Raw genomic sequence first — 19986 nt, forward strand, 5'->3', positions numbered from 1 at the left:
CGGCCGGACTACGCCCCTGGGCCCGGCTCGGCGGCGGGCTGCCACAGTTCGATCCGATGGCCCTCGGGATCGGTGACCCAGCCGAACCGTCCGACACCGTCCATCTCCTGTGTCTCCGCCGCCACATCCGCTCCCTTGGCGCGCAACTGCGCGAGCATCGCGTCCAGGTCGCGGACCCGGAAGTTGAGCATGGACTGCTGGGTGCGTGACCCGAAGTAGTCGGTCTCGGAGTCGAACGCCGCGAACACCGTCGGCCCGGCTTCCGGATGCCACAGCCCGTGCTCGTCGGTGTCCAGGCCCAGACAGTCGCGGTACCACGCGCTCAGGGCCGCCGGGTCGGCGGCGCGCCGGAAGTATCCGCCGATTCCAAGTACACGTTCCATGCGGCCATGGTGGCAGGGCCGGCCTCGAGCGGGCCGGTGCCACGCCCCGGCCCGGTCACCACTCCTCGCTGCGTGCGGTAATATTGATCACGAGCCGGTCGCCGCAACTCACGTCGCCTGTTCATGCGTTGGTGGTCCAAGGAAAGACGCCCCACTTCCTGTGGGGAAATGCAGGTGCAAGGCCTGCCCGGCGCTCCAATCGGGGCCTGTCCGCACAGCCGGACAGGCCCCGACGTGTTTCCTCGGCTCACCCCAGCCGTGGCCCGGCGCGCGGACCTCGTCCCCCAGGGAGCCGGTCTGGCTGCTCGCACTCGGCGGGGCGGTTGCCGATCTCCGCCCGCTGGTAGCCTCTGCACGCGCTGACCAGCGCAGCCGCCCTGGAATCGATCCTGCGGCTCCGTTCTTGGAAAGAGTGACGTGATCAAGCGGGTGCACATGACCGCCGGAGTGGTTCTGGCGGCAGTCATAGTTCTGTCCGGTTGCGGCGCTACGAAATCGGACGAAGCGAAGTCCACTCCGCAGCCTGCGTCCACGGCAGGGAGGTCTGACAGCGGCGGCAAGCAGAGTTCGCATCCGACCGCCCCTTCCACCCCCACGGCGTCCGCCTCCGTCACTGCTGCCCCACCACTCAAAGACGGCACCGCCGTGCTCACGCGCTGCGCGGACACGGACGACCCGTACGCGACCGTCGCGGTGCGGAATCCGAACGGACGCCAGGGTGTCTTCGCCGTGAAAATCAGCTACAAGAACGCGAACGGCTTCACCATGGCCGAGACCTACGACCAGGTGCCGGTTCCCGCGAAGAGCAAGACGAAGGTCCGGGTGGCCGTTGCCAGCGCGGGGCCCGTGGACCAGATCGCTCGCTGCGAGGTCGATCCACGGGCCACCGCCGTGCGGTGACAGCCCACGGAGCGCCTTTTGTGGAGCTGCTGAGCGGAGGCCCGCAGGACGCCCGGTCCAGACTGCCCCGCTTCGACCGGCTTGTCTCGGGCATCGCCCGCGAGCACGAGCCGAGTTCGGGACAGCGTGGGGCAGCCCGCAGGCGGCCGCGGCTACCCTCACTCCGTGATGGAGCAGTGGAAAGGCCACATAACCCGCCATCCCCTCTCGGGCGCCGTGGAGTTGACGCTCGCCTGGCAAGCCGTACTCCTGCTGTTCGCCAAGGTGATCCTGCCGCCGCTGGCCCCGTCATGGTTCCCGGACCTGGGCGCCTGTCTGGTCAATGCGGCCTGTTTCGCAGCTGTCTGGTGCGTGCTGTGGCGGTGGGGATGGCTGCGCGCCTCCGGTGCCGCCACCCTCGGCCGGCGGCACCGCTGGTGGCTCGCCCTGCCGATGCTGCTGATCGCCGGCTCGTACGCCCTCGCCGGCCTCGACGGCAGGACGACGGTCGTGGTCAGCTCGCTGGTGTCCCTGTTGTGGGTCGGCCTCAACGAGGAGGTCTACAGCCGGGGCCTCGTGCAGCAGACTCTCACCCCGCTCGGCCCGGTGCGCGCGGCAGCCGGCGTCGCCGTCCTCTTCGGTGCCGGGCACTTCCAGAACTACCTTTTCTTCGGCGCACCGTTGGAGGACACCCTGTGGCAGATGCTGTCCGCGGGGCTGTTCGGGTTCACCTGCGCCGGTCTTCGTTTCGCGATCGGCTCCGTCTGGCCGATGGTGGTCGTCCATGGGCTCGACGACTTCTTCCAGGTGCGCTCTCCTGGCGCGGCTCCGGACTGGTGGCAGGTGTGTGTGTACGTGTTTCACGCCGTGTACGGGTGGTGGCTGCTGCGCCGCTACGGCACCCGAGACGTCCTTGCACCGCGCGGTGCGGCCCCCACGGACGACGACGAGCACCCCGAAGCAGCCGGGGCGCTCGATTGACACGTTGACTGCCACGGCTGCGGCCCGACGCCGCTCGCCCCCTACCATTCGGGGGCAGGGGGCTCACGGGGGCCCGGGGCAGGGGGCTGAGCATGTGGTCGATCGGTTCACGGCCGGTGTTCCGGCGCTTCGTCGGCGCCGTCGCGGTCGGAGTGGCGCTGGCCGCGACCTCAGGATGCACGGTTCCCGTCGATGCCGTCACCGGCATCTCCGTCACCGGCGACGGCCATCTGCTCGGCGTCATGATGGTCTGCGGACATCAGATCGATGGCGCGACCCTCTACGTGGACAGCGACGACGTCGACAAGACGGTCACGGTCGGTTCATGGACCGCCGACCGCCCTCTGGAGGTCGGTCTCACCACCTGGACCCTCGATTCGCCTGCCGCCGGCTGGACCACGACGAGATCCCTCCCTCGCCTCGCCACCAAGACCACGTATGCCCTCTACGGCTGGACCAAGGACAACTCGTGGTCATCGAGGAGTGTCTCGTTCACCCCGAGCGACCGGGACGGGCTCTCTCCAGGGGAAGTCCGCTACGACAAGATCTCGGACGATGGTGACGCATCCGAAGTCACGGTCCCCGTAGCGGAGTTCAGAGCGAGGGCCTGCCAGGGCAGGTGACGCTAGTTCAGCGCGATGTGCCAGCGGTTGTCGGCCGTGCCGTCGTCCGCGTCCTGGATCGCGAAAGCGCCGACGGCGGTGGAGTTGCCCGCGATGGCGAGCAGCTTGCCGCTGTTCACGTTGCGGATCTTGTAGGTTCCGTCGCCTTGGTCGAGCAGGGTCCATTTGTGGTCGGCGGTGCCGTTGTCGTCCCACTGGAGAACGGTCGCGCCGTCTGCTGTGTCCATGTTCAGGACGCCGAGCACCTTGCCGCTGTTGGCGTTGCGGAAGCGGACCGCGCTTCCGTCAGTGATCATTTCCCATTCGTGGTCGGCGGTGCCGTTGTCCGTCCATTGCAGAGCGCGGCCGCCATTGGCAGTGGACATGTTCTGGATGCCCAGCAGGAGACCGCTGCTCGCGTTGACGAGACGGATGGTGTTGCCGGTGGTGTTCCAGTAGACGGCGTAGTTGAAGCCGTGCGCGTCGTAGAACGGGCCCAGGTTGACGGTGGAGCCGCCGGAGGTGGCGGTGAAGGCGAGTGAACTGCTGGTGGTCCGTTTGATCGAGGACGTGGTCAGTGCGGGGTGGGCACTGAGTGCGGAGTCACCGTAGTTGCCCGCGAGGACGACCGGGCCGTAGGTGATCGCGGCGACGTTCGCGTTGTCGTTGGTCGGTCGGATGCCGATCCGCATGGGCAGGCGGACGGTGACCGTGTCGCCGGAGGTCCACGAGCGGTTCAGCGTGGCGTAACTGCCGGGTGTGGTGGTGAGGGTTTGCGCGACGCCGTTGACGCTGATGGTGGCCCCGGTGGTCCAGCTCGGTATGCGGATGCGCATCGCCCACGTTCCGCTGACGCTGCCGGTGACCTTCAGGGTCGTGGTGTCGCTGACCGGGTAGGTCGTCGTCTGGGTGACGGTGATACCGCGCTCCGTCCAGGTGAGCACCGACGGCACGAACATGTTCACGGTCAGCGTGGTGTCGTTGTGGAAGTAGATGGAGTCCATCAGCCTGGTGTGCATCTCCAGTCCCGTGCCCTGGCAGCACCAGAACGTGCCGTAGTCGGTGCTCCAGGTGCCACCGCCCCACGCCGGGCCCACACCACGTCGGCCTCCCGGGTTGAGCGGGGTGAAGTAGGTGACGTGGCCGTGGTCGTCGGCCGGGTTCTGCTGGCCGATCATCTGGTTCAGCCATGCCCGCTCGTAGTAGTCGAACAGCGCGGCGCGGTCCGGATCCAGCGCGAACAGCTCCCTGGTGAGGGTGAGCATGTTGATCGTGTTGCAGCTTTCGCACGTGTCCTTGTTCAGGTAACCGGCGATGGCGTTCGGGGCGCGGAAGTGCTCCGCCTGGCTGTTGCCGCCGATGGCGTAGGTGTGCGCGTTGACGGTGATGTTCCAGGCGTTGGTGGCGATGTCCCGGTAGCGGGTCGTGCCGGTGGCCTTGTACTCACGGGCGGCCCCGATCCACTTGGGCACCTGGGTGTTGGCGTGGAGCCCGTTGAGCTGGTCCTGGTTGGCCGCCAGCGGGTCGAACACCGCGGCGTGGTCGAACCGCTGGGCGACGGTGAGCCATCGCGCGTCGCCCGTCTGCTGGTAGAGGTCGGTCAGCACGGTGTTCATGCCGCCGAACTCGGTTTGCAGCATGGCCTGCATCTGTTGGCTCGTCAGCCTGCCGGTGCGCGCGTCGACCCATCCAGCCAGGGCGAGCAGCACGTCACGGGCTTGGGTGCTGCCGATGTGGCGCCATACGTCCAGCAGGCCGGCGAGGGTCTTGTGGATGGTGTAGTAGGGCACGTTGCCGTTGTTCAGGGTCCGCTGCTCCAGAGCGGTGAAGTCGGCCTCGGGGTAGCCGGAGAGGTACCCCGCGCTGAAACCGGCGGCAGTGTTGTTGGCCTGGCACTTGGCCAACTCCGCGACCATGTAGGTCGCCTTGTCCCGGCAGGTGGTGTCACCGGTCGCGGCGTACAGCTGGGCCCACGCCGTGAGGAAGTGCCCCTGGACGTGGGTGCGGAAGGGGAACGTCGGCGCGTCCCAGCCGCCGGTGGCGGCCGCGCCGTTGGTGGACAGCTTGTGGTTGGCGCGGAAGTTGTACAGCAGCCGGTCGACGTCGACGAACCGCAGGTAGTTCTGGGTGCGGTTCTGGTTGTCCAGCCATCGGCTCGCGGTGAGCCGGACCTGGCCGAGTTCGAAGGGGTGCGCCAAGACCCCGATGTCGCTCCTCGCGGGGGCGACGGCCGCTTGGGCGGCCGGCGCGCCGAGGAAGGATCCGGTGGCAGAGGCGGCCGCGGAGGCCCCTGCCAGTTGCAGGAGACGACGCCTGCTGACGGAGGAAGACATCTCGAACCCTTTCGATACGGCAGAGCGACTGCCTGGACTGTTGATGTGCCGGCTCACACGTCCAACGGTCGGGCCTGGCGGGTCACGGGCTTGAGTGCTGCCGACCCGGCGCCCTGCACACCGGCGACATCGCCCGCACGTGGTTCGACTTTTCAAACATCGTTCGAAATATGGAACGCGGAGCTTCACCGACACGTTGGATGGACTAGTTGGATTAACGGATACGGACGTTGCCTGTGTCCAGCCGTGTGAACACAAAATTCTGACCGACCGTCGGGTCGCCCCGCCGTTCTGCGGCCACGCCCAGGGCGCGGCATCTTCGGAAGCGGCGGCTGCGGTCCCCGTGGCCTCGAGTGTGGTGCGCCGAGCGATCGGTCGTGTCGTATGCATGTACAGGAGACGGAGGGGCGACGGGGCAATAACAGAAACCGGGGGACGTCGCCGTAGCCGGATCAGGGGGCACGGTGAGCGCCGGAGCGCTCATCCGTACGTTCAACCAATCGGATCTGTCGGATGTATTGACGCACTCACTTTTCCAGATCTAGCCTCTGCCCGATTTCGCGAACAGTGTTCGACATATCGTCCAATACGCCTGATCGGACAGTGAGTTGGTCATGAAGACTTCCGGCTGAAGCGCCGGCCACCTGAAACACCGTCACCGGCACCGAGAAGCACACACACCCCGATCGGTGCCGCAACCGCCCCCACCTGGTCAGGTGTTCCTGCCCGCACGCCCTGACACGCCGTCGCCACGGCGTCCTGCGAGAAGCAATGAAACACCGCCGCCCGGATCCGCCCTTCCGGCCCGCGAAGTGTTCGGGTCCTGTCCCGCACGTTCCGAGACCAGGCTCCCCCCGCCGCCCCGCTCCCCCTTCACCCGGCGGCGGCACCCGCACCCGACAGGAGATCCGATGTCTGCGCTCCGCGCCCGGCTGACGGTGATATTGCTCGCCGTCTGCCTCCTCTTCACGGGCCAAGCCCTCACCACACCCCAGCGGGCGGCCGCCGCAGACCCCGGCTACCTGATGGTGCACTTCACCGGCGACTCCGCGACCGGTCAGATGCTGTACGTCGCGCACAGCACGGACGGCCTGCACTGGAACGACCTCAACGGCGGAGCGCCGGTCCTCAACTCGAAGATCGGTACGAAGGGCGTGCGCGACCCTGCACTGGTGCGCTCCCAGGACGGCAGGAAGTACTGGATCATCGCGACCGATCTGTGCGTCCGCTGCGGCTCGACCTACCAGAACGGCAGCCCCAACTTCGTGGTGTGGGAGTCGACCGACCTGGTGAACTGGTCGGACCCGTGGCTGCTCCCCGCCGCCTCACTGGTCCCCGGCGGAAAGAACGCGTGGGCGCCGGAGGCGATCTGGAACCCCGAGACCAACGACTACGTCCTGTACTGGGCGACGAACGCCACGCTGAACGGCATCAACAAGTACCGCATCTACGCCGCCCGCACCACGGACTTCCACTCCATCACCACCCCGCAGATCTGGATCGACCCGCCCGGCAGCACCGCGGTCGTCGACACCCAGATGACCGAGGTACCCGCAGGAACCGGCCCCTACCGCTACCTCAGGGTCTCCGGCGACGGCCAGAACAACGTCGAGGGCAGCAACTCGATCCTGGGGACGTGGACCAACCTCGGCAACCTCGCCAGCATCGGCCTCACCGGCAACGTGGTCGAAGGCCCGGTCTGGATGAGGTTCCAGAACAGCAATCGGTGGGCCCTCTACATCGACTACAACAACCCGCAGGGCGTACGCGAATACCGGCCGATCCTGACGACCGACCCGTTCGACGTCAGCACCTACCAGCTCCAGCCGGCGGCCGACTACGACATGGGCGGCACCGCCAAACGCCACGGCGCGATCACGCCCCTCACGGCCGCCGAGGAGAGCCGCGTCCTCGCCCGCTGGCCCAACACCCCCGCGCAGCGGCTCCAGTCGTACAACTTCCAGGACCGCTACATACGCCAGACCAACTTCGACGTGCGCATCGACCCGAACGTCACCCCGGTCGAGGACTCCCAGTTCCGGCTGCGGCCCGGCCTGGCGGGGACCGGAACCGTCTCCTTCGAGTCGGTCACCTACCCCGGCTACTACCTGCGCCACCAGAACTACGACTTCCAGCTCGTCCGCAACGACGGCAGCAGCCAGTTCGCCGCGGACGCCACCTTCCGCAAGGTCGACGGTCTCGCCGACCCCACCTGGTCGTCGTTCCAGTCGTACAACCACCCCGACCACTACATCCGCCACTACGCCTACCAGCTGCGCCTCGACCCGATCACCACGGCGACGGGACGCAGTGACGCCACGTTCCGCGTGACGAGCTGACACAGGGAGTTCCACTCACCTCCCACTCCACCCCGCATAGGAGTTCTTCATGATCAAAAAACAGTGGATGCACCGCGTCAGGCGCGCACTGCTGGCGGCCGGTGCCACCGCCGCCCTCGCCGCCGGCCTGCTCACCGCCACGACCACCCCCTCGCAGGCCGCCACCCAGGGGCCATGTGACCTCTACGCCGCGGGCAGCACCCCCTGCGTCGCCGCGCACAGCACCACCCGCGCCCTGTACGGGGCGTACAACGGCCCGCTGTACCAGATCAGGCGCGCTTCCGACAACGCGACCAAGGACATCGGCCTGCTGAGCGCGGGCGGATACGCCGACGCCGCCGCACAGGACTCCTTCTGCGCGAACACCAGCTGCGTCATCACCGTCATCTACGACCAGTCCCCCAAGGGCAACAACCTCACCCAGGCACCCGGAGGCGGAGCCGCCGGCGGTCCGGACAACCTCGCCAACGCCGTCGAAGCCCCGGTCACCGTGGGCGGGCACAAGGCGTACGGCGTCTACATCGCCCCCGGCACCGGCTACCGCAACAACAACACCAACGGCATCGCCACCGGCGACCAGCCCGAGGGCATGTACGCCATCTTCAACGGCAAGCACTTCAACGGCGGCTGCTGCTTCGACTACGGCAACGCCGAGACCAACAACCTGGACACCGGCAACGGCCACATGGAGGCCCTCTACTTCGGCAACAACAAGGGCTGGGGCTGGGGCAGCGGCAACGGTCCCTGGGTGATGGCCGACCTGGAGAACGGCCTGTTCTCCGGGGTCAACCGCGGATTCAACGCGGGCAACCCCAGCGTCGACCACCGGTTCCTGACCGCCATGCTCAAGGGCGGCGCGAACCAGTGGGCCCTGCGCGGCGGCGACGCCCAGTCGGGCGGGCTGTCCACCTTCTACAACGGCATACGCCCCACCGCCTCCGGCTACAACCCGATGCACAAGGAAGGCGCCATCATCCTCGGCATCGGCGGTGACAACAGCAAGTGGGCCCAGGGCACCTTCTACGAGGGCGTCATGACCCAGGGCTACCCCTCGGACGCCACCGAGAACGCCGTCCAGGCCAACATCACCGCCGCCGGCTACAGCAGCGCCTCGACCGGTACCGGAACCCTCACCCCCGGCTCCCGGATCTCTCTGAAGGCCACCACCTCGCCCTGCTGCACCTCGCACTACCTGCGCCACAACGACGCCGACTCCAAGGTCGTCATCTCCAACATCACGTCCGCCAGCTCGGCCACCGACAAGGCCGACGCCACCTGGATCGTCCGAGCCGGACTGGCCAACACCTCGTGCCTGTCCTTCGAGTCCGTCGACAAGCCCGGCCAGTTCCTGCGCCACTACAACTACCAGCTCAACCTGAACTTCGACGACGGCGGAAGCAACTTCGCGAAGGACGCCACTTTCTGCCCCACCACGGGCAACAGCGGCACCGGCACCTCGTTCCAGTCCGCCAACTTCCCGACGAAGTACCTCCGCCACTACAACTACACGGTCTACATCGCGAGCAACGGCGGCTCCAACGCCTTTGACTCCACGACGTCATGGGCCCAGGACACCAGCTGGCTCACCGCGGCTCCCTGGAGCTGACAAGGGACCGAACCCGTGGGCGGCTCCGGGCCGGGGCCGCCCACGGGTTCTCCATCCGCCCGCACCTTCCCACGCCCCGGAGACACCAGATGAGCGCCCACCAACCGTCGCGCCGGCTGTTCCTCGGCATGGCCGCGGCCGTCCCGCTGTCCACCACCGGCGTGCTGACCCTCGGCAGCGGGTCCGCGAGCGCGGCGACGGCCTCCCCGTACGTCATGGCCTACTTCACCCAGTCACCGAGAAACCTCGGCACGGACTACGGCCTGCACCTCGCGGTCAGCACCGACGCGCTGCAATGGATGCCGCTGAACCAGAACAACCCCGTCGTGACCCCGACCGCGGGCGACCTCGGTCTGCGGGACCCCTTCATCCTGCCCAAGCAGGACGGCACCTACGTCGTCATGGCGACCAACCTGAAGGGCACCGACTGGACCAAGAAGACGCCGTACATCCACGTCTGGGACTCCGCCGACCTGCGCTCCTTCGACAACTACCGGCTGCTGAAACTGCACGACATGGCCACCCACACCTGGGCGCCCGAAGCCTTCTGGGACGCCTCCCGCGGCCAGTACGCCCTCACCTACTCGGCCGTGAACAGCAGCGGACACAACGTGATCATGGTCAACTACACCACGGACTTCCAGACGGTGACGGCACCGCAGGTCTTCTTCGATCCGGGCTACGACATCATCGACGGCACCCTGGCGAAGGACGTGAACGGCGTCAACTACCTGTACTACAAGGGCCGCAACAGCCTGGTGGGGGCGAGGTCCACCTCCCTCGCCCCCGGCAGCTTCACCCAGTTCACCTCCGGCCTGGCGCCGCAGGGAGGCATCGAGGGCCCGATCCTCGCCGAGGCCTCCGGCACCTGGTACCTGTGGGGCGACGCCAACGCGCTCTTCTACGCCTACCAGACCGACGACCTCTCCACCGGCACCTGGACCCCCACCGACCGGCGCCTCTACACCCAGCCGCTGAACTCCAAGCACGCCGACATCAAGCCGATCCCCCAGACGGTGTACGACCACATGGTCGCCAAGTGGGGAAAGCCTGCCTGGAACCGGCTGAAGTCCTACAACTTCCCGGACAGGTACTGGCGTCAGGTCGATTCCCTCGGCCGCATCGACCCGTACCCGTTCGACCCGTACACCGACTCGCAATGGAAGCTGGTGCCCGGGCTGGCCGACCCCTCCGGTGTCTCCTTCCAGTCCGTCACCGCCCCGACCCGCTACCTGCGGCACTCCTACTACCAACTGCGGCTGGACGCCGACGACGGCACCGCGACATTCGCCCAGGACGCCACCTTCCACAGAACCGCCGGGCTCGCCGACCCGTCCTGGTCGTCGTTCCGCTCCCACAACTACCCGGACCGCTACATCCGGCACTTCAACTACGCGCTGCGTATCGACCCGATCTCCACCGCCACCGGCAGAGCCGACGCCACGTTCTCCGTCTGGTACTGAGCCTGGCGGTCACCCGAGGGAGCGTCCGGGCTTGCTCTGCCTGCATGTCAGGTCCCGGGGCCAGGACCGTGCGGTGTCGGGCCTGGCCCCGGTCCGTCAGGTCTGCAGGCGCCAGTGCTGATTGGCGCCGCCTGTGCACGTCCACAGCTGGACTTTCGTCCCGTTGGCCGTTCCCTGCCCGTTGGCGTCCAGGCAGAGCCCCGACTGTGCTGCGGTGATCGTGCCGTCGGCGTTGACGTTCCATTGCTGGTCCGGCTGCCCGCTGCAGTCCCAGATCGCGGCCGGGATGCCGCTGCCCGCTCCCTGACCCACGCCCAGGCACTTGTTGCCGTAGACGACCAGCTGCTTTCCGGCGGAGTAGGTCCACCGCTGGTTGGAGCCGCCGTTGCAGTCCCACAGCTGTGCCTGCGTACCGTTGGCCGTGGTCGAGTTGTTGATGTCCAGGCAGCGCCCCGACTGCTCGCCGATGATCTGCTGGTTGCCGGAAGGCGGGGGCGGCGGCTGGTTCGAGCCGAACTGGGTGAAGAACTGCCACACCGCCGCGGACGTCCAGGTGCGCCAGCCGTCACCGGTGGAACCGTCGATGGGGCCGGGGTCGTGGCCCGCTCCGTCGAACGCGGCCCAGACGACCGGGTATCCGGACCTGCATCCGGAGTAGGTGGTGATGATGTGCGTCAGGCTTCCGTAGGCCGGCTCGGGCGGGTTCTGCGGGGTGCAGCCGTTCGTGCGGACGAAGGTGTCACGCAGGTCGCGTCCCGACTGGATGGGCAGCACGTTGTCCCGGAGGCCGTGCAGTCCCATGTAGGCGATGGGCTGGTTGCCGCCGTTGCAGCCGCTGAGGTTCGCGCCGGAGTAGACCGCGACCGCGCGGAAGACCGTGGCACGGGAGCAGGCGAGGGCGTACGACATCGCGCCGCCGTAGCTGAAGCCGGCCGAGAACAGCTGGGTGGTGTCGACGCACAGGCCTGATTCGAGCTGGTTGACCATGGCGTCCACGAAGGCCACGTCCTGGCCGCCGGGGTTGGCCCAGCCGTTGCCGTTGCCCTGGGGCGCGACGAAGATCGTGCTGTTGTTGGCCTGGTCCGCCAGACGCCTGAGGCCGTAGTAGGACCAGTTGTAACCGTCCGTGCCGCCCGAGTCGACGTCGTTCGCCGTGCCGCCTCGCCAGTGGAAGCCGAAGACCAGCCGGTAGGGGTGGTTGCTGTCGTAGTTGGCGGGGACCCGCAGGATGTAACTGCGGTTCTGGCCGCCGCTCTGAATCGTGTGGTTGCCGCTGGCCAGCGTCGGGGCCTTGCCACAGCCGCTGCTCGCCGCCGCGGGCGCCCTCAGGCCGCTGCTGAACGAGGTGCCCGCGGCCGACAGGACGAGGAGCAGGGCGGCCAGCAGGGACATCAAGAGCGGTTTGCGTTTCATGCACACCTTCTTCCATGGTCGAATTCAGACGGCGGTGATGGTCCACGCGTTGTTGGTGCTGGAGTTCGGCGTCCACAGCACCGTGGTGGAGCCGTTCGTGGTGCTGCCGGCGCCGTCGAGGGCGGTGCCGGTGCCGCGGTTGACGATCTGGTAGCGGTTGTTGCCCAGGCTGTTGAGGGACCACTGCTGGTTGTTGCCGCCGTTCCATGTCTCCTGGCGGGCGGGGGCGCCGTTGGCGGCGTTGCCCCAGCTGTCGGCGACCATGCCGTTGGTGCGGTTCACGATGCGGTAGTAGCCGGTGCCGAGGTCGATCAGCTGCCATTGCAGGTTGGTGCTGCCGTCGTAGTTCCACTGTTTGAGGTTGGAGCCGGCGGCCACGTTGCCCCCGCTGTCGAGCACCAGCCCGCTGGTCACGTTGGCGATCCTCACCCAGCTCGTGGAGCCGCCCGGCGCGCCCAGAACGGGGATCTCGCCGGAGAAGGTGAGCTTGACGGTGTATGCCAGGGCGCTGAAGGGCGCGTTGGCGGAGGGCATGGTCAGGTGCAGGCCGGACGCGTCCTGGGTCGGTGCGGGCAGGTTGATGTAGGTGCCGGCGGTGTTGCCCAGCAGTTGGGCGCCGGTCAGGCTGCTGAGGTTGATCCGGTTCGAGTTCAGCGTCGTGACGGTCATGGTGCCGCCCTGCCACCCCAGCGCGGTGGCGTAGAGCACCTTGTTGTCCCGGCTGCGGGTGAACCGGACGTCCTGCGGTTTGCCGGCCACCGGTCCGCTGAACGAGCCTCCGCCCATCTTGGTGGGGCCCTCGCCGTAACTCGACCAGGAGCGGGTGGAGTAGACGGCCTCTCCGAAGCGGCCGAGCCAGTCGCCCATCGCGAGCAGGATGGACTGCTGCCCGGACGGGATGGTGCCGTCGGCCATCGGGGCGATGTTCAGCAGCATGCTGCCGCCCTTGCTGACCCGGTCGATCAGCGAATGCAGCAGCGCCTGCGTCGAGTAGTAGCCGATGCCCACCGTGTAGCACCAGCTGGAGGAGGAGATGCTGTCGTCGGTGAGCCAGTAGGGGGTGAGCAGATCCGCCGGGCCGCCGCGCTCGAAGTCGAAGACCTCACCCTTGTTGTTGAGGCCGTCCTTGTAGGTGGCGACGACGTCCTTGTTCCAGGCGACGGCCTGGTTGTAGTAGTGGGCGAGGAACTGGAGCCGGTAGGACTCCTGGACGAGGTTCAGGTCGAAGTCCTGCCAGACCAGGTCCGGTTGGTAGCCGTCGATGACCTCGATCAGCTTGTCGTACCAGAGCTTGTTCTCGGCGGCCGAGCCCTGCTGGCCGTAGAGGATGCGCAGCGTCGGGTCCGACTGGTTGGGCACGTGGTCGTAGAAGCCGTTGAAGTGGTAGGCGTGGTGCAGTGAGGCCATGAACTTCAGGCCCTGCCCGCGGATGGCCTGCGCGTGCAGCCCCACCAGGTCGAGCTTGGGGCCGTGCTGGACGGAGTTCCACGGGTTGGCGCGGCTGTTCCACATGGAGAAGCCGTCGTGGTGCTCGGCGACCGGGCCGGCGAACCGGGCGCCCGCGGACTTGAACAGCCGGGCCCAGGCGTCCGGGTCGAAGTTGCCGCCCTGGGAGGCCAGTTTGGGGGCGAACTGGACGTAGTTGCCCGCCTTGTCACGGCCGCCGTCGATGAAGTTGTTGTACGGCCAGGCCGCGGGGTCGCCGTAGGTGGCCTTGTGGTGGTTGTTCTCGGCGGAGCCGCCGACATACATGTTGCGCGGGTACCACTCGTTGCCGAAGGCGGGGACGCTGAAGGCGCCCCAGTGGTAGTAGATGCCGAACTTGGCGTCCTGGAACCAGGCCGGGGCCGGAGGGTGCTGGTCCACGGAGGACCAGCTCGCGGTGTAGCTCTGGGGACCCTCGGTCGCGGCGGCCTCGGGGGCGAACCGCAGCAGACCGAGAGCCGTCGACGCACCGGCCGCGGCCAGCAGTCGGCGCCGGCTGAGCGGCAGGTGGGAGGAAGTCATGGGGGACCTTTCACAGGGATCGGGGAGGTTCAGGGAGTACGCCCACCGGTCACGGGGTCAGTCGCGGGTCCACTTCTGGTTGCTGCTGCCGTTGCAGGTCCACAGCTGCAGCAGGGTGCCGTTGGCCGTTGCTGCGCCGGTGGCGTCCAGGCACAGGCCGGACTGGTCGCCGGTGATCGTGCCGTCGGCGTGCAGTGTCCACTTCTGGTTGGCGCCGCCGTTGCAGTCCCAGATGTCCACCTTGGTGCCGGGGCTGGTGCCCTGCCCCGCGGCGTCGAGGCAGACGCTGCCGTAGACCCGCAGCTCACCGGTCGAGGTGTTCGTCCACTGCTGGTTGCTGCCGCCGTTGCAGTCCCACAGCGCCACCTGGGTGCCGGCCGTGTGCGACTGGTTCGGCACGTCCACGCACCGGCCGGAGCCGACGCCGACGATCGGGCCGGTCGTGCCGCCGTCGTTCCCGCCGCTGCCGGGCGTGATGGAGAGGTTGTCGAACTGTGCCGTCTCGCCCTGGCTGGTCCCGTAGCCGATCTGTCCGGCCGCCCAGGTGCTGTCGTTCGCGGTTCCGACCGTGGTGCCGTCGACGACGGCGGTGATCGTGGTGCCGTTGAAGGTGAGGCCCAGGGTGTGCCACCGGTTGGTGCCGAGCGCGGCGGTCGTGCCGCGGGCCAGGGTGGTGACGGTGCCGTTGGTGTTGGAGTTGAGGATCGACCAGGCCCCGGTGTCGCTCACCCGCAGGCGGTAGGCGTTCTGCCCGCCGCCGTGGTCGTAGTCGTGCGCGCCCGCACGGCCGATCAGTTCGACGTATCCGGCCTGTTCGAGCAGCACGTCCGACGAGAGGGTGTAGTTGCCCCAGCCCGTCTCGCCGAGCAGAGCGTGCGGATCGGTCAGCGAGTCCCAGGTGATCGGCTTCTGCGGGCTCATCTGGCGCACGCACTTTCCGCTACGGCCGCCCCCGCAGGCCACCGCCTCGAAGGCGCCCTGCCAGTCCATGAGGTACTTCGCCTCGGTGCCGGTGGCGTAGCCGTCGAAGTTGTCGCTGTACGGCAGCTTCAGCGCGCTCCGGGCGGGACCGGTGGCGGTGCCCTTGCCCTGTCCGGTCGTGGTGGTCAGGGTGTACAGGTGTCCGGGCTGGACGGTGAGGCTGAATCCGCCGCCGGACGGGGTGATGTCCGCGCTGTGCACGAAGTGGTCGGCCGGGTTGGCGGACCCCACGTTCGTGGACCAGACGTGGACGGTGCCGGTGGACAGTCCCCCCGTGACATTGAAGTTCAGTGTCTGCGCGCTGCCGGCGTCCATGGTCTCGATGACCGTGGACCAGTCGGAGTTGTTCGTCGACTTGAGCGAGACATAGCTTCCGTTGGCGCGGTTGCCTCCGATGTAGCCGCTGGAGGCGTCGAGGTAGTGCCATCCGATGGAGGTGAACTGGCTGGTGTGCGCCATCACCCAGGTGTTCTTGCCGACCGAGTAGGCCCCGGACCACGGCTGGGAGGCCAGGGCCAGACCCATGGTGGGATACGGCAGGTTGGGGGTGAGCGCGGCGACCACCGGCCAGTTGAGGTAGGCGGTCATCCGGCCGTCGATGTATCCGCGGTTGATGCCGCGGGCCATGGCCTGCGCTCCCCCGTTGTAGTCGTCCGAGCCGTTCTCGCTCGCCCACAGCGGCTTGCCGGAGTTCAGGGCGGCCGCCGGCACCGTGCAGGTGGTCTGGGCGGAGCGGTAGCCGCAGGGATAGTGCGTGCCGATGGCGCTCACCGCGGAGGCGAACGCCGCGTTGGAGTTGACGTCGTTCGCCACGGCCCAGTCCGAGTCAGCCGCGACGATCTTGACGCTGCCGTAGCCGTTGCTGTTGAGAGCGCTGCGCAGCTGCTGGTACCAGGAGACGTTGTAGCCTCGCTCGTTCCATCCGCCGAGGTAGTCGATGCTCAGCCCGTGCTGTTTGGCACAGCCCAGCCACGAGACCAGGTAGTTGACCATGTCGGTGGACCAGAAGTTCCCGTTGCCGATCCAGCCCGGGGCGCCCCAGGCGAGCCCGTACAGCTTGATGTCGGGGTTGCGGGCCTTGGCCTGCTCCATCAGCCACCACTCGTAGCCCCGGTCGCAGTTCAGGTCGGAGCGGGTGTGCTGGTGGCTCGGCTCGGCTCCCGAGGTGGAGTTGGTGTCTCCGCCGATCTCGGCCTTGAGCATCTGCAGCGAGGCTCCGTAGCCGGGCTTGAAGAGGTAGTCGAGGACCTGGCCGCGTTGGGGTTCGGGGTAGTCGATCAGGAGTCTGCTGTTGCCGCCTCCGCCGCTGATGGCGCCGACGCCGTCGAAGGTCCGTCCGCCGGAAGTGCCGTTGAGGGTGATGGAGGTGGCGGCCCGGGCCGGGGTGGCGGTGGTGCCGACGACGCCGCCGGCGGCCAGGACGAGGCCCGCGACGACGGCCGCCGGGACGCGCAGGCGCCGTAACAGCCGTGCGATTGCTGACACGGTGGGGTCCTTTCGCAGGTGAGGGGGTGTCCACGGCCGGTGCGGTCGGCGGACGGTTCAGAGCGGTTCGGGACGGTTCAGCGGACGAAGACGTCCTGGTTCAGGAGGCTCAGCGGACGAAGAAGTCCTGGTTGGTGCCGGGTGTGTTCTTGCACTGCCACTGGTCCAGTTGCTGGCCCAGGTTGCTGCCGCCGCCGTAGACGTCCAGGCACAGACCGCTGTTGCGGTTCTGGAAGGCGTAGGAGCCGTCGGACTGGCGCACGGGCAGCCAGAGGCCGTTGGGCGCTGTGCCGGGAGGCTGTTGGACGATGTCCGGGGTGCCCGCCGTCGTGGAACTGCCGGCAACCGCGATGTCCTGGCCGGAGCTCTGGGCGCGCAGTTCGCCGTAGCCGCCCGAGGCCGGTACGAACTGGAACTGCTGGTTGCTCTGCCCGTTGCAGGTCCACTGGTCGATCGCGGCGCCGGCGCTGCCCGAGTTGCCGTACACGTCGAGGCACAAGTTGTCGTGGGCGGCGACGAGTTGGTGGTAGCCGGTCGGGAAGCCCTCGCCTCCGGAGGTGGCGGGGGTGAGGTAGACGGCGAACGCGTCGTGCGCGGCCTGGAACGTCAACGGCACGGTGATCGAGCCGCCCGAGGCGCTCACGTTCTGGTCGTAGACGGTCAGGGGCGCGGCGAGGGGTGCCTGGTCCGGGATGCGGTGCACGGTGACGTGCACGCTGCCCGCGTTCGTCAGCCAGGGCACGGACGACAGCCCGTTGAAGGTCACGGTCGAGGTACCGGAGTTGCCGTTCGCGTCGCCGATGATCGCCACCGCGCGCTTGTTGGCCTGGTCCGCGGAGGCCGAGATCGCCGTCGACCCGACCTGCCCGGAGGTGGCGACCAGGGTGCCGGTCATGTCGGCGTAGTCGCGCAGCGCCCACCAGTTCCCGGTCGGCTGCCAACTACCGCCGCTCTGGGTGAGGACTCCGGTCAGGTTGGGGGTGATGCAGCAGACCCAGTTGCCGCGCATCGCGTTGGTGTATCCGGACTGTGCGAACCGCGCCAGGTACCAGGCCGTCACCCCGGCGGTCTGCCGGTCGGCGGGCTGGTACTCGTTCGCGGACAGGGGCAGCGGGGCGATGCCCGCCGCGGTCAGGGCGCTGTTGAGGGACTGGGAGACGGTGACGGGGTCGTCGACATCGCCTTCGTCGTGGTTGGTGATCATGTCCGGTACCGTCCCGGCCGCCTTCACATGCGCGAGCCAGGTCCGCCATTCCCCCGGGTTGTTCTGCGGGGTGAAGGCGAGCGACGGTCCCACGATCTGCGCCGAGGGGGCGATGCGCCGGATCTCCCGGTAGGCGGTGTCCCACATCTGGAAGTACTGGGCGCTGTTGACACCCCGGGTCCAGAAGGCGGAGATGTCCGGCTCGTTCCAGATGTCGTAGGCGAACGTCAGTCCCGTGGCCTGGAGTGCGCCCACCGTGGAGTCGATGAAGCTGATCCAGTTGGAGCAGTCGCCGTTGTCGCACGGGTATCTCGTGTTGGACGGCTGCCCGCCGTTGGCGCCGTAGATGTCGCTGACCAGTACCTGGTACTGCGCGTGGTACGGCGGCTGGGTGAGGCGTTTCGCCTGCGCGACGATCGAGTCGAGGTCGGCCCGAGTCGCCGATCCGTACTGGTAGTTGTCCTTGATCCAGCCGCCGGAGAACCAGCCGCCGCCGCGGAACGCGTTGATCCCCAGCGGCTTGATGAACTGGTCCGCCGGCTGGCTGCCGTCCTGCGTGAAGCCGTAGAGGAATCCCTCGCCCACGCCGGTCGACGGGCCCCGCGTCGAGGCCAGGTTGACGCTCAGCGCCTCGCCCGAGACGGCCCGGCTCTCGGCCGTCGCCGACAGTTGCAGCACGAACGCCAAGACGATGCCGACGGCCAGTACCAGACGGCCGGGTCGCGCTGTCGTCCTCATGCGGGTCCTCCTGCGTCACGCGTCTGGGGGTCAGCTCAGTGACCACTGCTGGTTGGATCCGCCGTTGCAGGTCCACAGTTCGACGGGGGTGCCGTTGGCGGTGGCGGCGCCGGTCACGTCCAGGCACAGGCCGGACTGGGCGCTGGTGATCGTGCCGTTGGCGTTGACGTTCCACTGCTGGTTGGTCTGGCCGTTGCAGGCCCAGGTGATGACCTTGGTGCCGGGGCTGGTGCCCTGGCCGGAGGCGTCCAGGCACAGCCGGCTGCCGCCGGAGTACACGGTGAGCTCGCGGGCGTCGGTCCGGGCCCAGGTCTGGTTCGCCGCCCCGGTGCAGTCCCGGATCTGTGTCTGCGTACCCGGGGTCGTGGATGCGCCCGGGACCTCCAGGCACTTGCCCGCGCCCACCGCGTGCAGCGCGGTCGATGTACCGCCACCGCCGCCCGAGCCGTACCCGGCCGCGGTGATGCTCGCCTGGACGGCGTTCTCCGTGGCGTCGGAGGGGTAGCCGGCCGTGATGGCGCCCTCGAAGAACTCGCCGGTGCCCGAGACGCTGTTGTCGCCCCCGGTGCCGAGCAGGACGGAACTGTCGACCTTCATCGGCGAGTAGCCGTTCGGCAGGGGGCCGGAGAAGGTGGTGGTCAGCCCGCCGCTCGCGCCGTTGCCGTATTTGAGGGTGAAGTTGCTGGTGCCGTTGTTCTTCTCCCAGGCGCTGACGAACGGGTAGTGCACACCGGGGTTGTTCGGGTCCTTGTTGGAGCCGGTGTTGGTGTGGAACATGCCGTTCTCCAGGTCGGCCTCCACCCACGGCCCCGACCCGGTGCAGCCGCCGAACCAGCAGGCGTTGCCCCAGTAGATGGCGTTCATGGTGGCGTTGCCGGTGTCGGTGTGGGTGTTCTCACCGAGGCCGTAGTCGAAGCAGCACCACTGGTTCGTGTAGTTCGACGACGTCACCATGTAGATGCCCGAGGGCTGGGATCCGGTGGGGACGCCTTTCGCGTTGTCGTGCCGGTAGCCGACGCCCTGGGCGACCTTGACGCCGAAGACCTGATGGCCGGCCGCGGTCACCGGCAGGGCCATGGCGTCCGCGCCGACATCGGACCCGTTCGGCCCCGGGCCTTTCCAGTAGCCGCCCCAGGAGATCGGCATGTCGTTGTGCTGGGCGGTCTGGTCGTAGATCTTCGTGATCGTGCACGACGTGCCCGCGCAGAACGACACCTGGGACGCGCCGTCCGCGTACCCGCCCGCGCTGAGCACTCCGATGTCGCGGTAGCCGTGGTCGGAGGCCCGCTGGATCTGGTACAGCGGTCCGTTGTACGACGCGAAGAGCGCCCTGGTCGTGGCGTGCGCCGTCACACACGGCGTACCGCCCGCGGCGTAGAGGTCGCACGGGAGCGACGCGTCGGCAACGCGCTGAGCCACTGTTGCGGACCGGGGCGCCGTGGCGAACGCCGGGCCGCCGAACGCGGCCACGATCATCGCCAGGACGACAAGGAGCACGGCTTTCCCTCGCCTGCGGGGGCGATCACCGGCTGGTTCGAGCATGGAAACCTCCTCCAGGGTTCGAATGCGGAG

The 19986-nt window shown here is 68.1% G+C and carries 13 protein-coding genes; 6 read left to right on the plus strand and 7 right to left on the minus strand.

Going from position 1 to position 19986, the window contains the following annotated elements; all coding sequences use genetic code 11:
• Window positions 1-8 precede the first annotated feature (8 nt).
• Window positions 9-383 (minus strand): VOC family protein, encoded by a 375-nt coding sequence (locus ACFUO4_RS01015; protein ID WP_383478367.1) that lies wholly within the window; start codon window positions 381-383, stop codon window positions 9-11.
• Window positions 384-800: 417 nt separating this feature from the next.
• On the opposite strand from ACFUO4_RS01015, the gene ACFUO4_RS01020 reads away from it, so the two are divergent.
• The 3 genes from ACFUO4_RS01020 to ACFUO4_RS01030 all read left to right on the plus strand — a co-directional run bounded on the left by ACFUO4_RS01020 (window position 801) and on the right by ACFUO4_RS01030 (window position 2866).
• Window positions 801-1283 (plus strand): hypothetical protein, encoded by a 483-nt coding sequence (locus ACFUO4_RS01020; RefSeq protein WP_383478370.1) that lies wholly within the window; start codon window positions 801-803, stop codon window positions 1281-1283.
• A 168-nt stretch (window positions 1284-1451) separates the two neighbouring features.
• Window positions 1452-2243 carry a CPBP family intramembrane glutamic endopeptidase gene (locus ACFUO4_RS01025; RefSeq protein ID WP_383482193.1) on the plus strand — a complete coding sequence of 264 codons (792 nt, stop codon included), beginning with the start codon at window positions 1452-1454 and terminating at the stop codon, window positions 2241-2243.
• Between the two features lie 92 nt (window positions 2244-2335).
• Window positions 2336-2866: a hypothetical protein gene (locus ACFUO4_RS01030; protein ID WP_383478373.1), complete on the plus strand. Its 531-nt coding sequence runs from the start codon at window positions 2336-2338 to the stop codon at window positions 2864-2866.
• Window positions 2867-2868: 2 nt separating this feature from the next.
• On the opposite strand, the gene ACFUO4_RS01035 is transcribed toward ACFUO4_RS01030, so the two are convergent.
• The gene (locus tag ACFUO4_RS01035; RefSeq protein ID WP_383478376.1) at window positions 2869-5178 is read right to left on the minus strand and encodes a beta-L-arabinofuranosidase domain-containing protein; all 2310 of its coding nucleotides are present in this window, start codon (window positions 5176-5178) and stop codon (window positions 2869-2871) included.
• A 911-nt stretch (window positions 5179-6089) separates the two neighbouring features.
• On the opposite strand from ACFUO4_RS01035, the gene ACFUO4_RS01040 reads away from it, so the two are divergent.
• The 3 genes from ACFUO4_RS01040 (at window position 6090) to ACFUO4_RS01050 (ending at window position 10586) form a co-directional block, all read left to right on the plus strand.
• A complete protein-coding gene (locus tag ACFUO4_RS01040; RefSeq protein WP_383478379.1) occupies window positions 6090-7517 on the plus strand; it encodes a glycoside hydrolase family 43 protein in 1428 nt (475 codons plus the stop codon).
• 49 nt (window positions 7518-7566) lie between these two features.
• Window positions 7567-9123 (plus strand): alpha-L-arabinofuranosidase B, encoded by a 1557-nt coding sequence (locus ACFUO4_RS01045; protein WP_383478382.1) that lies wholly within the window; start codon window positions 7567-7569, stop codon window positions 9121-9123.
• Between the two features lie 89 nt (window positions 9124-9212).
• Entirely contained in the window at window positions 9213-10586 is a 1374-nt protein-coding gene (locus tag ACFUO4_RS01050) for a glycoside hydrolase family 43 protein (RefSeq protein WP_383478385.1), read from the plus strand.
• Between the two features lie 96 nt (window positions 10587-10682).
• On the opposite strand, the gene ACFUO4_RS01055 is transcribed toward ACFUO4_RS01050, so the two are convergent.
• The 5 genes from ACFUO4_RS01055 to ACFUO4_RS01075 form a co-directional block, all read right to left on the minus strand.
• A complete protein-coding gene (locus tag ACFUO4_RS01055; RefSeq protein WP_383482196.1) occupies window positions 10683-11978 on the minus strand; it encodes a ricin-type beta-trefoil lectin domain protein in 1296 nt (431 codons plus the stop codon).
• 45 nt (window positions 11979-12023) lie between these two features.
• Entirely contained in the window at window positions 12024-14006 is a 1983-nt protein-coding gene (locus ACFUO4_RS01060) for an alpha-L-fucosidase (protein ID WP_383478387.1), read from the minus strand.
• Window positions 14007-14063: 57 nt separating this feature from the next.
• A complete protein-coding gene (locus tag ACFUO4_RS01065; protein ID WP_383478390.1) occupies window positions 14064-16472 on the minus strand; it encodes a ricin-type beta-trefoil lectin domain protein in 2409 nt (802 codons plus the stop codon).
• A gap of 109 nt (window positions 16473-16581) precedes the next feature.
• Complete coding sequence (locus ACFUO4_RS01070) at window positions 16582-18414, minus strand: RICIN domain-containing protein (RefSeq protein ID WP_383478393.1); 1833 nt, start codon at window positions 18412-18414, stop codon at window positions 16582-16584.
• A 30-nt stretch (window positions 18415-18444) separates the two neighbouring features.
• Window positions 18445-19956, minus strand: coding sequence for an arabinofuranosidase catalytic domain-containing protein (locus ACFUO4_RS01075; RefSeq protein WP_383478396.1), 1512 nt, complete (start codon window positions 19954-19956; stop codon window positions 18445-18447).
• Window positions 19957-19986 lie beyond the last annotated feature (30 nt).

It is taken from the genome of Streptomyces sp. NPDC057280 (genome assembly GCF_042668605.1).
GTDB lineage: Bacteria > Actinomycetota > Actinomycetes > Streptomycetales > Streptomycetaceae > Streptomyces.